We start from the raw sequence: 15,322 nt of genomic DNA on the forward strand, positions 1-15,322 counted from the left end.
AGCGGACGGTCAGGCCGTGCCGGCGCCGTCGACCGGGATGACGGCCCCGCTGACGAACGCGGCAGCGTCGCCGGCGAGGAACGCCACCATCGCCGCGATGTCGGCGGGCCGGCCGATCCGGCCGAGGGGGCGGTCCGCCGCGCCGGCGTAGAAGGCCTCCGCCGGTTCGCCGAGCTGGCGGGCCTCCTCGGCGAGCATGCCGGTGTCGGTGTCGCCGGGGCACACGCAGTTGACCCGGATGTTCTGCGGCCCGTGGTCGATCGCCATGGCCCGGGTCATGTTCACCACGGCACCCTTCGAAGCGCAGTAGGACACGGCCTGCGCTCCCCCTTGGATGCCCCATCCCGAGCCGGTGTTGATGATACTGCCGCCCCCGGCGGCGGCCATCAACGGTATCGCCGCCCGGCTCATCAACATGATCGATTTGACGTTGACGGCCATCACCAGGTCCCAGTCGTCCTCGCCGATCTCCAGGACGGTGGAGCGGCGGATGACGCCCGCGTTGTTGAACAGGACGTCCACCCCGCCGTAGGCGTCGCGCGCGGCGGCGACGATCCGCGCGCAGTCGGCCGCGCGGGAGACGTCCCCGCGCACGAAGGCGGCCCGGCCGCCCGCGGCCCCGATCGCCTTCGCGGCGTCCGCCCCGGCCTCGGCGACGTCGGCCAGGACGACCGCGGCGCCGAGCTCCGCCATCAGCTCGGCGGCGGCCCGCCCGATGCCGCCTGCGGCCCCGGTGACCACGGCGGTCTTGCCTTCGAGTGAGTTCACGTTCGGTCTGCCTCTCATCGGACGGGATACATGGCGAACCGGCCGTGCCCGGTCAGCACGGGCAGGTGGCCGCGCAGGTCGGCGTCGAGGTCCTCGTCGCCGGTGTCGACCAGCAGCGGGCGGCCGCCGAGCGAGGCGAGCTTGGCCTCGGTCGCCGCCACCGCGAGACGGTCGCGGCCGGCGGCGCGCAGCACGGCGGGGGAGATCTGCTGGTTGCCCCTGCCGAACAGGAAACCCTGCCCGCCGATCGGAGTCACGGCTATCCACGCCGGCGTCGTGCCCGCCAGCGCCTCCAGTTCGGCGGCGGCCACGTCCGCCGCGACGACCGTCCCGCTGCCCGCCAGCACGTTGACGCCCATGAGGGGGACGTCGGCGCCGAGCGCGTTCGCGACGGCGCGCATCGTGGTGCCGGGCCCGAGCACCAGCAGTTCGGACGGCCCGAGCCGCTCCGCGAGGGCCGCGGCGATGCCGCGGACCGACGACGGGTCGGTGACCGTGCCGCCCACCTTCCGCTGCTGCACGCGCACCGGGACGTCGGGCACCCTCACGTGGCCGTACAGGCGGGCGGAGACCCGGCCGTCCCGGACGGCGTCCTCGTCCAGGTCCATCACCTCGGCGTCCCGGATCCGCACGCCGCCGGCGGCCATCAGGGCGGCCGCCTCCCCGGCGGCGCGCGGCGTGGCCCCGAAGACCGCCGAGTGCATCTTCACGCCGGTGGGCACGCCGAGCACGGGCACCGAGGCGCCGACCGCGTCCAGCACGTCGCGCGCCGTCCCGTCGCCACCGGCGAACAGCAGCAGGTCGGCGTGCGGCGCGAGCGCGGCCGCCGCGCGGACGGTGTCGGCCGCCGTGGTGGGATCGCCCGGCCGGTACCGGACGTCGGGGATCAGCCCGGCGTCCAGGACGGCGTCCTCGCCCATCGGCCCGCCCGCGGTCGGCACCGTGAACGGGCCGCCGATCCGGGAGCGCAGCTCCGCCAGGGCGAGCGCGGCGCGCTCCGCCGCGTGCGGCGTCGCGCCGAGCGCCCGCGCCTTCTCCTGGACGTCGGCGCCGTCGCTGCCCTTGAGGCCGACCCGGCCGCCGAGCCCGGCCACGGGGTTGACCACCAGCCCGATCCTCATCGCGGCCTCATCCGCCGAGGACCTTGCGGCGGTAGGCGCGCCAGGTGACCGCCCAGGTGGCCGGGTCGTCCAGGACGTCCTCGCGGGCGCGGTGCACGGTGGAGCGGTGCGGCGCCGTCCGGACGGTCTCGGGGTCCTCGTAGGCCTCGCGGGCCACCTCGGCGAGGATGGCGGCGTACTCGTCCAGCTCGGCCCGGGAGTAGGACTCGGTCGGCTCCAGCGTCATCGGCTCGGGGACGATGTACGGGTGGTGGCTCGTCCAGTAGTGGGTGCCGAAGTCGGCCGCGCGGACGCCGATGTCCTCGCTGTGCACGCCGGTCTCCTCGGCGAGCTTCTCCCAGCTGTAGCGGACCTGCTCGACCCGCGGCCGTCCCGGCGCGTACGGCACCGACGCCCCGCGGATCTGGAGCACCTTCGCCATCAGGTAGTTGTTGTTGAGGACGGCCACCTCCGCGGCCTCGCGCAGGCCCGCGCCGCCCAGTGACATGATCCAGGCGTAGGCGCGCACCAGGTTCGGCACGACGCCGTAGAACGGCCGGATCTTCCCGATCGACTCGGGCCGGTCGTCGTCGAGGCGGTAGCGGGTGCCGTCGAACTCGACGGTCGGCGTCGGCAGGTAGGGGGCGAGCTCCGCGCTCACGCCGCACGCGCCGGCGGCGGGCCCGCCGCAGGCGTGCGGCGTGGAGAACGTCTTGTGCAGGTTGAAGTGGCACAGGTCGAACCCGGTGTCGCGGGCGCGGGTGATGCCGAGGATGCCGTTGGCGTTGGCCTGGTCGTAGGCGCACAGCCCGCCGGCCTCGTGCACGATCCGGACGAACTCCTCGATCCGCGGGTTGAACAGCCCGGTGTCCTCGGGGTTGGTGATGAGCAGGGCCGCGGTGCGGGGGCCGACCGCCCGCCGGAGCGCCTCGATGTCGGGGTAGCCGTCGGCGTCGGGGTACAGGGTGATGACCTTGAACCCGGCCGTCTTCGCGCACGCCGCGTTGGAGGGGTGCGAGAAGATCGTGGTGATGACCTCGTCGCGGGTCTCGGCCTCCCCGCGCGCCGCGAAGTAGGCGCGGATCATCGCGACGTTGGTGTAGATCGCGGCGGAGCCGGCGCCCGGCTGGAGGGAGAACCGGTCCATGCCGGAGATCTCCTTCAGCAGCCCCTCCAACCGGTACATGATCTCCAGGACGCCCTGCACGGTCCGCTCGTCCTGCAGCGGGTGCAGCCCGGCCACCTTCGGGTCGCGGACGAACCGGTCGTTGACCTTGGGGCTGTACTTCATGGTGCAGGTGCCCTGGCCGACGTCGACGTTGAAGTCGGCGCCGAGGTTCTCCTGGGACAGCCGCAGGTAGTGCCGCAGAACCTGGGGCTGCGACAACTCCGGCAGGGCGGGCGGCGCGGCGCGGCGCAGCCCGTCCGGCAGGACGACGTCCGCGGGCACCTGCGAGAGGGGCGGCAGCACGCCGCGCTCGCCGGGGGTGCCCAGCTCGAACAGCAGCGGCTCGTCCCAGCGGGCCTGGTGGAACCGGCGCAGCGGGGGCTTCGGGCCGATCTCGGCGTCGGCGGGGGTCAGGGGGGAGGGGGTCGGGCCCGTCTTCACTTGGCGATCTCCTGGAGGGTCTCGGCCAGCCGGTCGATGTCGTCCTTGGTGTGGATCTCGGTGACGCAGTACAGGGCGTCGGTCCCCGACAGGACCCTGCCGCCGAAGATCCCGTGCTCCAGCAGCGCCTCGCCGATCTCGGCGGCGGTCCGCGAGCCGGTGAAGCGGAGCGTGAAGTCGGCGAAGTGGGGGGCGCCCGCGTAGGGGGCCAGCACACCCGGGACCTCGGCCAGCCGGTCCAGCGCGTACCGGGTGTTCGCCAGGATCGTCTCCGCGACCTCGCGCATGCCCTGCGGTCCCATCAGCGCGAGGTAGACCCCGGCGGCGATGCCGTTCAGGGCGGCGGCGGTGCCCACCCACTCCTTGCCCTCCTCGCGGACGGCGAAGGAGGTGCGCTCGTAGGCCACGTCGCCGAAGCCGTACTCGCCCTCGACGCTGGTGGGCGCCAGGCCGAACAGCCGTGAGGGGAACTCGCCCACGTAGAGTTCCTCGTCCCGCGTCGCGATGAAGCCGCCGTTCATCCCGCCGAAGCTCATGGGCAGCCCGAGGGGCTGGATGTCGCCGCAGACGATGTCGGCGCCGTACCGGGACGGCGGGGTCACCGCCCCCAGCGAGATCGGGTTGCAGCCCACGACGTACAGGGCCCCGGCCTCGTGCGCCGGCTCGGCCAGCGCCGGGAGGGCGGGATCCAGGATCCCGGACGCGGAGGGCGCGTCGGCGAACACCGCCGCGACGTCCCCGCCCGCCAGCTCGGCTCGCACCGCGGCCGGGTCGGCCAGCCCGGTGGCGGGATCCACCGGCACGAGGACCACGTCGTGGTCGGGACGGACATAGTCCTCGATCTTGGAAAGCCTGCCCGGGGCGACGGCCGTCACCAGCAGCAGCCTCCGGCGGCCGGTGATCCGTCCCGCCATGCGCAGCGCCGTGGCGGCGGCCTGGTAGCCGTCGTACACCGGCACGCTCACGACGTCCATCTCCAGCAGCTCGCCCATCAGCGACTGGTACTCCCAGAGCGCCTGGAAGCGGCCGTGGTCCTCGTACGGCTCGCCCGCGTAAGCGGTGAGGAACTCGCTGCGGTTGACCACCTCGTCGACCACCGCGGGCACGTGGTGGTGGTAGCACCCGGCGCCGAGGAAGCTCAGCGCCTCCTGGGCGCTGGTGTTCTTGTTCAGCAGCGCGCCGACGTGCCGGACCAGCTCCGCCTCGGAGCGCAGCGGCGGAGGCAGGTCCAGCGGACGATCCAGCCGGATGCGGCCGGGCACGTCGGCGTAGAAGTCCTCGACGCTCCGCGCGCCGATCGCCGCCAGCATCTCCCGCTTGACCTCGGGCACCGAGTTCGGGATGTAGGGGTGCGCGTTCATCTCGCTCTCCTTCACATTCCTTGCCTCACCCTCTTGACGAGAACACAGGATGCAGTGTGCTGTATACAGCATTATCCCGAATCCCTTGGGGAGGCAAGATGGCGACCAACCCCGGACGGGCGGCCATCGGACGCCGGACCGTCCTGACCGCCGGAGTCGCCGGAGCCGTCTCGGCGGTGCTCGCGGCGAGCGGGTGCGCCACCGGAGGCGGCGCGAAGAAGGCGGGGCCCGCGCTGAGCGCCGGCGCCCAGGCCAAGATCGAAGGAAGGATCGCCGTCTGGTCCTGGGACGTCGCGGCGAAGGCGCTCAAGCGGCTCGCGCCGGCGTTCGAGCGGCGCCATCCCGGGACGAGCGTCGAGGTCGTCGACATCGGCTACGACAACGCCTACGACAAGATCACCGTGGGGATGAAGGCGGGGAAGGGCCTGCCCGACGTCCTCACCATCGAGGGCGGCAGGCTGCCCGGCTACATCGGCGCCTTCCCCGGCGGGCTGTACGACCTGACCCCGCTCGCCGGCGCCCGCCAGGCCGAGTTCGCCCGCGCGGCCTGGAAGGACGTCACCGACGAGCGCGGCAAGGTCTTCGCGCTGCCCTGGGACGGCGGGCCCTGCGCCCTCTACTACCGCACCGACATCTTCGAGAAGGCCGGCGTCGACCCGGCGGGCATCGCGACCTGGGACGACTACGTCCGCGCCGGCGAGCAGATCAAGGCCAGGACGGGCAAGAAGCTCCTCGTCATGGACCCGCAGGAGGACAGCATGTTCCCGATGCTGCTCCAGCAGCAGGGACAGGGATACGTGCGCGGCGGGAGGATCGCCGTCTCCGACCGGCAGGCCGTCCGCGCCGCGACGCTGCTCAAGACGCTCGCCGACAAGGACCTCGTCGCCTTCGAGAAGGGCTGGGACGGCCTGGTCTCGGCGACCAAGGCGGGCAAGGTCGCCACCACCCCCTACGCGGTGTGGTGGTCGGGCACCCTCACCGACGAGATGCCGGAGCTCAAGGGCAGGTTCGGCGTCGTGCCGCTGCCGGCGTTCGATCAGGGCGGCGTGCGGACGTCCAACGACGGCGGGTCGACGCTCGCCGTCAGCGGCCACAGCGCGAACGCGCGGGCGGCGTGGGCGTTCATCGAGTTCGCCCTCGCCGACACCGCCAACCAGGTGTCGATGCTGAAGAACGAGGGCCTGTTCCCCGCCTACCTGCCCGCGCTGAAGGACCCGTTCGTGACCGCGCCGCAGCCCTACTACGGCGGGCGGCCCGTCTTCGCGACGTTCGCCGACCTGGCGGACAAGGTGCCCCCGATCGAGGTCTCCAAGGACGGCCCCAAGGCGAGGGACGTCGTCAACCGGACCGTCTCCGGCATCGTGCTGCACGGGGACGACCCGGCCAAGGCCCTGAACTCGGCGGCCAGGCAGATCGCCGCCGCCACCGGCCGGTCGATCGCCGAGTGACGCCGTGGTCGTCGACGTGACGAAACGGAAGTCCGGGGGCGGCGGCCCCGCCCGGGCGGTCCGGCCGGACGCGCCCCGCCGTCGGGAGCGCTGGCGCCGCCGGTGCGCGCCGTGGACCTTCGCGGGCCCGGCCGCGGCGCTGCTGGCGCTCTTCTTCGCCTATCCGCTGCTGGCCGGCTTCTACCAGAGCTTCACCGCCGACCGCGACGGCGTGACGACCTGGGTCGGGCTGGCCCAGTACCGCCGGATGATGGAGGACCCCGTCTTCTGGGCCGCGCTGCGCAACACCGGCCTGATCCTCCTCGTCCAGGTCCCGGTCATGATCGGGCTGGCGCTGCTGCTCGCGTTCGGGCTGAACCAGTCCTGGCTGCGCCTGCGCTCGGGCCTGCGCATCGCCTACTTCCTGCCCGCCGTCACGATGCTGGTCGCCTACTCGGTGGTGTTCCGCGTCCTGCTCAAGACCGACGGCGGCCTGGTCAACCAGATGCTCGGCGCCGTGGGCCTGCCCTCGGTCGACTGGCTGAACGGCCCCGGCTGGGCGCGGCTCGCGCTGATCGGCTCGATCACCTGGCGGTGGACGGGCTACAACGCCGTCATCCTGCTGGCGGGGCTCCAGTCGATCGGGCGGGAGCAGTACGAGGCGGCGGCCATCGACGGCGCCGGGCCCGTCACCACGTTCGTCCGGGTGGTCATGCCGCAGCTGCGTCCGGTCATCCTGTTCTGCTCGGTGACCTCGACGATCGGAACGCTCCAGCTCTTCGACGAGAACTACGTCCTGACCGGCGGCGGACCGGGCAACGCCACGACCACGCCCGTCCTCTACCTCTACAAGGTCGGCTTCGAGCAGCTCGACTTCGGCTACGCGGCCGCCATCTCCTGGGTCGTCGTCGCGGTCATCGGGCTGATCTCCTACGCCCAGTTCCGCTTCCTGGGGAAGGAGAAGTCCCGGTGAGCCCGGTCACCGAGGGGAGGGGCCGCCCCCGCGCGGGCCGCCTGCTCGCCCTGCTGCTGCTCCTGGCGGGCGCGCTGATCAGCGCCGCGCCGTTCTACTGGATGGTGGTCGCCTCCACCCGCGACGACTCCGAGCTGTTCGCGTCCCCGCCGCCGTTCCTGCCCGGCGGGCGGTTCCTGCACAACCTGGTGGAACTGGAGCACACGATCGGCTTCGGCCGCGTCATGCTCAACAGCGCGGGCGTCACCGTGGTCTACACCGTGCTCAGCTCGCTGATCTCCGCCATGTGCGGGTACGCGCTGGCCAAGTACCGGTTCCGGGGACGGCGGCTGCTGCTCGGCGCCGTGCTGGCGACCATGATGATCCCGTTCCAGGTGCTGCTCGTCCCGCTGTTCCAGATGATGGCGAGCCTCGGGTGGGTCGACACCTACCAGGCGGTCATCCTGCCGTTCCTGGCCAACTCGTTCGGCATCTTCCTCATGCGCCAGGCGTTCCTCGCCTTCCCGGACGAGCTGATCGAGTCGGCCCGCATCGACGGCGCGGGCGACGTGCGGATCTTCTACCAGGTCGTCCTGCCGGTGGTCCGGCCCCAGTTCGGCGCCCTGGTCATCTTCACCTTCATGACGCAGTGGAACGCCTTCCTGTGGCCGCTGCTGATGCTGAACACCGAGGACAAGTACACCGCACCGGTCGCGCTGTACACGCTCATCGGGCAGAGCCACGTCGACTACGCCGGGCTGATCCTCGGCTCCTTCCTGGCGACGCTCCCCCTGATGTTGATCTTCTTCCTTTTCCAGAAGCAGTTCGTGTCCGGTCTGTTGGGAGGGGCGGTCAAGGGATGAGCGGAAAGGACGTTCGGGTGCCGGGGCTGCTCTATGGCGGGGACTACAACCCCGAGCAGTGGCCCGAGGACGTGTGGGTGGAGGACGTCCGGCTGATGAAGGAGGCCGGGGTCAACCTGGTGACGGTCGGCGTGTTCTCCTGGGCGCGGCTGCAACCGGGCCCGGACGACTGGGACTTCGGGTGGCTCGACCGGCTGCTCGACCTGCTCGCCGGGCACGGGATCGCTGCCGACCTGGCCACCGCCACCGCGTCGCCGCCCGCGTGGCTGGTGCGGCGCCACCCGGAGATGCTGCCCGTCACGGCGGACGGCGTCCGGCTGGAGTTCGGTTCCCGCCAGCACTACTGCCCGTCCTCGCCGGTCTACCGGGAGTCGGCGGCGCGGCTGGCCCGGATGATCGCGCAGCGCTACCGCGCGCATCCGGCGGTCGTGCTGTGGCACGTCCACAACGAGTACGGCGACCACGTGACCGAGTGCTTCTGCGCCGAGTCCGCGGCGGGCTTCCGGTCCTGGCTGGGGGAGAGGTACGGCGGTGTCGCGGAGCTGAACCGCGCCTGGGCGACCGACTTCTGGTCGCAGCGCTACGGCCGGTGGGAGGAGATCGAGCCGCCGCGCGCGGCGCCCGGCCCGGTGAACCCGACGCAGCTGCTCGACTGGCGCCGGTTCTGCTCCGACGCGCTGCTCGGCTGCTACCTGGCGGAGAAGGCCGTCCTGGACGAGGAGGGCGGGGGCCTCCCGGTGACGACGAACTTCATGTCGATGTTCAAGGCGCTGGACTACTGGAAGTGGGCGTCGCACGAGGACGTCGTGTCCGACGACGCGTATCCTGACCCGGCCGACCCGGCGGCGCACGTGAACGCCGCGATGAACTTCGACCTGATGCGCTCGCTGAAGGCGGGCCGGCCGTGGCTGCTCATGGAGCAGGCGCCGTCGGCGGTGAGCTGGCGCCCGGTCAACGTGCCGAAGCCGCCCGCGCTGGGACGGCTGTGGTCCTTCCAGGCGGTGGCCCGAGGCGCGGACGGCGTGCTGCATTTCCAGTGGCGGGCCTCGCGCGCCGGAGCGGAGAAGTTCCACAGCGCGCTCCTGCCGCATCGCGGCACCGGCTCTCCGCAGTGGGACCGGACCGTGCGCCTCGGGCGCGACCTCGCCCGCCTCGCCGAGGTCGCGGGCACCCGCACCACGGCCGATGTCGCGATCGTGCTGGACTGGGACTCCTGGTGGGCGCTGGAACTGGACGATCACCCCTCGTCCCGGCTCCTGCTCAAGGACCTCGTGCTCTCCTGGTACGGCGCCGCGCACGCGCGCAACGTGGCCGTCGACTTCGTCCCGTGCGGCGCGGACCTGGCTTCGTACCGGCTCGTGCTGCTGCCCAACCTCTACATGGCGAGCCGCGAGACGTCCGCCTGGCTCGGCTCGTACGTCGCGGACGGCGGCCGCCTGGTCTGCGGCTTCTTCAGCGGCATCGTCGACGAGCACGACCATGTGCATCTCGGCGGCTACCCGGCGCCGCTCCGGGACGTGCTCGGAGTCGTCGTCGACGAGTTCTGGCCCGTCCCGGACGGCGCGTCCGTCGAGGTGGCGTTCGGCGACCGCACGGTCCCGGCGACGCTGTGGAGCGAGTGGCTGGAGACCGCCGGGGCGCGGACCGCGGCCGTCTACGGCTCCGGGGCGCTCGCCGGACGCCCGGCGGTCACACGCAACGCCCACGGCGCCGGCCGGGCCTGGTACGTGAGCTGTCATCTGGGCGACGGCATCGGCCTCGTGCTGGACGAAGCGTTCGCCGACGCGGGCGTCCGCCCGGTGCACGCCGTCCCGGACGGGGTCGAGGCCACCCGCCGCGACGGGCCCGCCGCGTCCTACCTCTTCCTGCTCAACCATCGCGACGCCGAGACGGACGTTCCCGTTCCCGACGGCGTCGACCTCCTGTCCGGTGCCGCCGTGCGGGACACGCTGCGGCTGCCCCCGCTCGGGGCGGCGGTGCTCAGGACGGCCCACCCCCACCCCGAAAGGTGATCATGCGACGATCGCTCAACGCCCTGGCCGGGCTGACGCTCGGCTCCGCCCTCATCGTCACCGCCGTGCCGGCGTCGTCGGCCGCCGAGCGAAAGGCCGGGCCGGAAGGCTACGCCGACGTGCTCGACCTGCACGGCGTCCCGGCGAACGCCCTGCCCGCGGAGGTCAACGAGGTCAACGTCTTCAGCGACCGCGGCGCCTGGCACGCCTACGCCCTGCCGCGGCCGGGTGACAAGGACGCCTACGGCGGGTTCTCCGGGCCGCTCTACATCGCCCAGGAGTACCCGTGGTGGCTGAGCAAGGCGTTCAGCCGCATCCGGCTTCGCGCGGACGGCCGGGACCTCGACCTCGGCGCCGCCGGGCCGCCCCGGCTCACCGCGCTGCCCGGGATGCTGCGCCAGGTCTACGACCTGCCGGGGCTGCGGCTCACCCTCGAACTGCGCTTCGGCTCCGGGCACAGCGCGCTCGTCCGCGCCTCCGTCGCCAACACCGGAACCGCCCCCCGGACGGTGGAGGTCGGCTGGAGCGGGTCGCTCCTGCGCCCGGACGAGGAACCGATGAGGAGCGCGCCGTCCCTGCACGCCACGGAGCGCGGCGTCGCGGTCGGCTTCGCCCGCGTCCGCGAGCAGTGGGACTATCTCACCGACGGCACCGAACGGTTCGAGGTGACCCACGCCGACCCCGTCCGCACCACCGTCACCGGCGACTCCTACCGCACCGACCTGGCTCGGCCGCTCACCCTCGCGCCGCGCCGCTCGTCCGATCTGACCTGGACCGAGACCTACACCTTCACCGCCGCCGAACGCGAGCGGGAGGCCCCGGCCGTCCGCGACCTGCTGCGCCGCCCCGGCAAGGCGATCGGCGACACCGACGCCCGGTGGCGCCGGTACGTCGCGTCCGTCACCGCCGGCGTGCCCGCCGGACGGCGGCGGCTCGCGGTCAAGGCGCTCGAAACCCTCGTCACCAACTGGCGCGGCCCGGCCGGGCGGCTCGACCACGGCGGCATCACGCCGTCCATCTCCTACAAGTGGTTCACCGGCGGCTTCTGGGCCTGGGACACCTGGAAGCAGGCGGTCGGCGTGGCCGGCTTCGACCCGGCGCTCGCCCAGTCGCAGATCAGGTCGATGTTCGACCACCAGATCACCGCGGGTTCGCGGGACCGGCCGCAGGACGCCGGAATGATCCCCGACTGCCTCTTCTACAACGACCCCGCCCGCGGCGGCGGCAACTGGAACGAGCGCAACAGCAAGCCGCCGCTGGCCGCCTGGGCGGTCTGGGAGACCTACCGGCGAAGCGGCGACGTCCGGTTCCTGCGCGAGATGTATCCGAAGCTGGTCGCCTACCACGACTGGTGGTACCGCACCCGGGACCACGACCACGACGGGCTCGCCGAGTACGGCGCGACCGTCGACCCGTCCAACGACACGCCGGAGGCCCGGCGGCAGGCGGCCGCCTGGGAGAGCGGCATGGACAACGCCCCGCGCTTCGACGCCGCGCTCGGCACCACCGCCGTGGAGAACCGGGACGGCGCCGGACGGGTCGTGGGCTACTCGCTGAACCAGGAGTCCGTCGACCTCAACTCCTACCTCGCCGCCGAGAAGGGCTACCTCGCGGCGATCGCGCGTCGGCTCGGTGACCGGGCGGCGTCCAGCCGCCTGACCGCGCAGGCGCGGACGCTGACCGCCGCGATCCGCACGCGGATGTACGACCCGGCGACCGGCTACTTCTACGACACCGACCTCGCGTCGGGGCGGCGCCTCACCGACCGGGGCCGCGGCATCGAGGGTGCGATCCCGCTGTGGGCGGGCGTCGCGACGGGTCCCCAGGCCGCCGCCGTCCGCGGCAAGCTGACCGACCCGGAGGAGTTCGCGACTCCGATGCCGTTCGCGACGGTGTCGAAGAGCTCGCCGTACTTCGCCCCGGAGAAGTACTGGCGCGGCCCCGTCTGGCTCGACCAGGCGTACTTCTCCCTGGAGGGCCTGCGGAGGTACGGCTACCGCGCCGACGCGTCCGCTCTCGGCGACCGCCTGCGCGGCTCGGCGTCCGGGCTGCTCGGAGACGCGCCGATCATGGAGAACTACAACCCCCTGACGGGAGCCCCGCTGAACTCGACCAACTTCAGCTGGTCCGCCGCGCTGCTGCTGGCCCTGGACTGACGCCCCGGGCGGCGCCGGCGCCCGGACGGCCCTGGCCTCCCAGGGCCGTTCAGGCGTCGGCGGCGCAGCGGAAACCGGCGTTGCCGGTGGCGGAGTCGGGCGTGTTGGACGTGCGGGCGGCGACGCGGTACCGGTTGCAGTAGGAGTCGTGGCAGAGGTACGAGCCGCCGCGCATGGCGCGGGTGTCTCCGCCGCGGGTGAAGGCGTCGGCGCACCATTCCCAGACGTTGCCGACGGTGTTGTAGAGCCCGTAGCCGTTGGGACGGTAGGCGTCGGCGGCGACGGTCCCGGGACAACCGTCGTGCTGGTCGGGGAATCGGCCGCGCCAGATGTTGCACCGGTCCTGCCCGCGCGGGCGCAGCTCGTCGCCCCACGGGTAGGTGGCCTGGTCGAGGCCGCCGCGCGCGGCGTACTCCCATTCGGCTTCGGTGGGGAGGCGTTTGCCCGCCCACGCGGCGTAGGCGGCGGCGTCGTTCCAGGAGACGTGGACGACAGGGTGTTTCCGGCGCTGCTGGATGTGGCTGCCAGGGCCCTCCGGGCGGTTCCAGGCGGCGCCCTCGATGCCGCGCCACCAGGGCGTTCCGGCCGGTGACGGAGCCGTGCGCGCCAGGGCCGGGGGCAGCAGGCCCTGGAAGACGTAGGACCATCCGAAGCGCTCGGCCTCGGTCTGGTAGCCGGTCTCCTTGACGAACTGGGAGAACTCGGCGTTGGTGACCGTGTGCGGGTCGATGCGGAACGGCTCCACGCGGACGTCGCGGACCGGCCCCTCACAGTCCAGGGGGTTGGCGTGGGCGTCCTCGTTGCCCATGCGGAAGGTGCCGCCGGGCAGCACGATCATGCGGTTGAGGCGCGGGGCGGCGCGGCGGGCCACGGCCGGCTGGGAGAGCGGTGCCGGCTGCGAGGGCGGTGCGGGCTGGGGGAGCGGCGCCGCCTGGCGCGAGGCGGCGCAGCAGGCGGGGATGTCGGCTGAGGTCATGGCTTCCGATGGAGGCGTGTGCGGTGGACGGGACCGTCCCCCGCACACCCGGTTCAGGAGACGGTCAGGGTCAGCGGCGCTTCCACGGGCGCCTGGCCGGCCGGCCGGAGGGTGAGGGTGGCCGTGTAGGTGCCGCGGGTGGTGAACGTCCGGTTCGAGACGGCGGTGAACGCGGCGTTGCCGCGCATGTCGGGGATGCTGGCCGCACGGGCCGTGGTGAGCGTGACGTCCTCCTGGACGCCGTCGCTCCAGGTGACGGTGCCGGTGAGGGCGCCTGCGGCGGGGGCGGTGACCGTCCAGGAGGCCCCTGCGGGCGAGCCCGCCGGAACGGTCCTGTCGGAGCCGAGGGCGGCCGTCCGCCAGGGGACGCCCGCGGTCGGGAAGAAGTTGACGCCCTGGAGGGTCAGCCGTCCGCCGACCATGGCGAGGCGTCCGGTGAAGTCGGTGTAGTCACGTTGGGACTGCGGCGTCCAGCCGACCTCGGCGGTGGCGACCAGGCGCGGGTAGCTGTAGTACTGCGCCTGCGGGAGGCGCCGGATGAACTCGCCCCACAGGGCCGACTCCACTCCGAGGACGTCGCTCTCGGACGTGCCGGGGATGTAGGTTCCAGGGTCCCAGCCGTAGTGCCGGTCCAGGCCGCACGGTCCGCCGCAGGCCCACGTGCCGCCCTGGGGCTGCCGGGAGTCCTGCTTCTGCGGGACGTAGGTGTTGGCGGCCGGGGAGAGGATCATCTTGGCGCCCCTGCCCGTGACGGCGCCGGCCACGGCGGACTTGTCGCCCGCCCAGTACTGGACGACCGCGTTGCCGCGCGGGAGCGCGGTCCGGGCGGTCTCGTTCCAGCCGACGACCGTCTTGCCCAGCGCGTCCACCTGGCCGGTGAAGGCGTCGACCATCGTCCGGTAGTCGGCGCCGCTCGTGCTGTGCGACTCGTCCCCGCCGATGTGCAGGTACGGGCCGGGCGTCATGGCCGCGATCTGGGTGAGGACCTGCTTGGTGAACTCGTAGGTGACCGGGTTGGCGGCGTCGAACGACGAGTACCCGACGTTGGGGGTGCCGTCGGCGGGGACGGTCGTCTCTCCCGGCTTGAGGGCGGGCTTGGATCCGGCGCTGTTGAGCTGGGGGATCGCGTGCAGGGCGGCGTTGGTGTGGCCCGGCATGTCGATCTCCGGGACGACGGTCATGCCGCTCGCCCCCGCGTACCGGACGATCTCGGCGTAGTCGGCCTTGGTGTAGAAGCCGGTGACGCCGGGTTCGGTGCCCATCTGCTGGCCGCTGGAGTTGCGGGTCATCGCGGTCGAGCCCGAGACCGAGGTGAGCCTGCCGTAGTCGATCCCGGAGGGGTTCGCCGCGGGGGCGTCCATCGCGATCCGCCAGCCCTGGTCGTCGCTCAGGTGCAGGTGCAGGCGGTTGACCTTGAACTGCGCGGCGGCGTCGATGTACTTCCTGACCTCGTCCACCGGGTAGAAGCTGCGGGCGACGTCGAGCATCATGCCGCGGTGCGTGAACCGCGGGTAGTCGCTGATCTCGACGTGCGGCACCGTCCAGGCGGCGCGGGCCTTCGCGGGCGACTCGACCCACTGGGGGAAGAGCTGCCGGAGGGTCTGCACGCCGTTGAGGGCGCCGTTGGCGGTGGACGCCTCGATGACGACCTGCGCCGGGTTCGCGGTGAGGCCGTAACCCTCCGGGCGGCCCGCGGGTCCGAGCCCCTGGCCGACCCTGACGACGATCGGGTTCCGGCCGGTCCTCGCGGACACGACCGGCAGGCGGTAGCCGGTGGACGGTCGCAGCACCTTCGCGAGGTAGGCGGCGGGCGCCGCGGCCCCGCCGCCGACCGCCGCGATGGAGGTCGCCGGATCGAGCCGGTAGCCGGGGCCGCCGTCCGCTTCGACGGACACCGGCTTCGGCACCAGCCCGAGCGGGCCGGCGGCGGGACGGTCCAAGGCCGTGCCGGCCCGCGCGGGCGCGGCGGCGAGTGGGGACAGGGCGGCGGTGAGGACGGCCGCGAGCGAGGCCGCGACCGTGCGGCGGGACAGGGGGACGCGTTGACGGGGCATGGGGGTGTGCCTCCTCAGGGTCGGCCCGGCCGGCCGGACGCCGG

11 protein-coding genes are annotated in these 15,322 nt (G+C 73.0%); 5 read left to right on the forward strand and 6 right to left on the reverse strand.

Annotated elements, in window-relative coordinates; all coding sequences use genetic code 11:
- Positions 1–9: 9 nt before the first annotated feature.
- The 4 genes from BJY14_RS31935 to gcvPA are packed head-to-tail and all read right to left on the reverse strand — an operon-like array spanning position 10 to position 4,838.
- Positions 10–768: an SDR family NAD(P)-dependent oxidoreductase gene (locus tag BJY14_RS31935; protein WP_179847009.1), complete on the reverse strand. Its 759-nt coding sequence runs from the start codon at positions 766–768 to the stop codon at positions 10–12.
- A gap of 14 nt (positions 769–782) precedes the next feature.
- Positions 783–1,889 (reverse strand): ATP-NAD kinase family protein, encoded by a 1,107-nt coding sequence (locus BJY14_RS31940; protein ID WP_179847010.1) that lies wholly within the window; start codon positions 1,887–1,889, stop codon positions 783–785.
- 7 nt (positions 1,890–1,896) lie between these two features.
- Positions 1,897–3,477, reverse strand: a complete 1,581-nt coding sequence (gcvPB, locus tag BJY14_RS31945) for an aminomethyl-transferring glycine dehydrogenase subunit GcvPB (protein WP_312879495.1) — start codon at positions 3,475–3,477, stop codon at positions 1,897–1,899.
- A complete protein-coding gene (gene gcvPA / locus BJY14_RS31950) occupies positions 3,474–4,838 on the reverse strand; it encodes an aminomethyl-transferring glycine dehydrogenase subunit GcvPA (protein ID WP_179847011.1) in 1,365 nt (454 codons plus the stop codon). The genes gcvPB and gcvPA overlap by 4 nt, the downstream gene beginning before the upstream one ends.
- Before the next feature lie 98 nt (positions 4,839–4,936).
- Between gcvPA and BJY14_RS31955 the strand changes: the two genes are divergently transcribed.
- From BJY14_RS31955 to BJY14_RS31975, 5 genes are read left to right on the forward strand one after another with little or no spacing between them, the layout of a single operon-like run.
- Complete coding sequence (locus BJY14_RS31955) at positions 4,937–6,286, forward strand: ABC transporter substrate-binding protein (RefSeq protein ID WP_179847012.1); 1,350 nt, start codon at positions 4,937–4,939, stop codon at positions 6,284–6,286.
- A gap of 16 nt (positions 6,287–6,302) precedes the next feature.
- Positions 6,303–7,238: a carbohydrate ABC transporter permease gene (locus tag BJY14_RS45835; protein WP_179847013.1), complete on the forward strand. Its 936-nt coding sequence runs from the start codon at positions 6,303–6,305 to the stop codon at positions 7,236–7,238.
- Positions 7,235–8,080 carry a carbohydrate ABC transporter permease gene (locus BJY14_RS31965; RefSeq protein WP_218905682.1) on the forward strand — a complete coding sequence of 282 codons (846 nt, stop codon included), beginning with the start codon at positions 7,235–7,237 and terminating at the stop codon, positions 8,078–8,080. Before BJY14_RS45835 ends, BJY14_RS31965 begins: the two co-directional genes overlap by 4 nt.
- Positions 8,077–10,092, forward strand: coding sequence for a beta-galactosidase (locus BJY14_RS31970; RefSeq protein ID WP_179847014.1), 2,016 nt, complete (start codon positions 8,077–8,079; stop codon positions 10,090–10,092). The genes BJY14_RS31965 and BJY14_RS31970 overlap by 4 nt, the downstream gene beginning before the upstream one ends.
- Before the next feature lie 2 nt (positions 10,093–10,094).
- Entirely contained in the window at positions 10,095–12,248 is a 2,154-nt protein-coding gene (locus BJY14_RS31975; protein WP_179847015.1) for an MGH1-like glycoside hydrolase domain-containing protein, read from the forward strand.
- Between the two features lie 49 nt (positions 12,249–12,297).
- On the opposite strand, the gene BJY14_RS31980 is transcribed toward BJY14_RS31975, so the two are convergent.
- The gene (locus BJY14_RS31980; RefSeq protein WP_179847016.1) at positions 12,298–13,224 is read right to left on the reverse strand and encodes a formylglycine-generating enzyme family protein; all 927 of its coding nucleotides are present in this window, start codon (positions 13,222–13,224) and stop codon (positions 12,298–12,300) included.
- A 53-nt stretch (positions 13,225–13,277) separates the two neighbouring features.
- Positions 13,278–15,278, reverse strand: coding sequence for a beta-N-acetylhexosaminidase (locus tag BJY14_RS31985; RefSeq protein WP_179847017.1), 2,001 nt, complete (start codon positions 15,276–15,278; stop codon positions 13,278–13,280).
- Positions 15,279–15,322 lie beyond the last annotated feature (44 nt).

The sequence above is a fragment of the Actinomadura luteofluorescens genome, from assembly GCF_013409365.1.
Taxonomy (GTDB): Bacteria; Actinomycetota; Actinomycetes; order Streptosporangiales; family Streptosporangiaceae; genus Spirillospora; species Spirillospora luteofluorescens.

Coding starts and splice junctions, on each gene's coding strand:
- gcvPA (WP_179847011.1), bottom strand. CDS start 4,838: ATGAACGCGCACCCCTACATCCCGAACTCGGTGCCCGAGGTCAAGCGG.
- BJY14_RS31940 (WP_179847010.1), bottom strand. CDS start 1,889: ATGAGGATCGGGCTGGTGGTCAACCCCGTGGCCGGGCTCGGCGGCCGG.
- BJY14_RS31970 (WP_179847014.1), top strand. CDS start 8,077: ATGAGCGGAAAGGACGTTCGGGTGCCGGGGCTGCTCTATGGCGGGGAC.
- BJY14_RS31955 (WP_179847012.1), top strand. CDS start 4,937: ATGGCGACCAACCCCGGACGGGCGGCCATCGGACGCCGGACCGTCCTG.
- BJY14_RS31980 (WP_179847016.1), bottom strand. CDS start 13,224: ATGACCTCAGCCGACATCCCCGCCTGCTGCGCCGCCTCGCGCCAGGCG.
- BJY14_RS31975 (WP_179847015.1), top strand. CDS start 10,095: ATGCGACGATCGCTCAACGCCCTGGCCGGGCTGACGCTCGGCTCCGCC.
- BJY14_RS31985 (WP_179847017.1), bottom strand. CDS start 15,278: ATGCCCCGTCAACGCGTCCCCCTGTCCCGCCGCACGGTCGCGGCCTCG.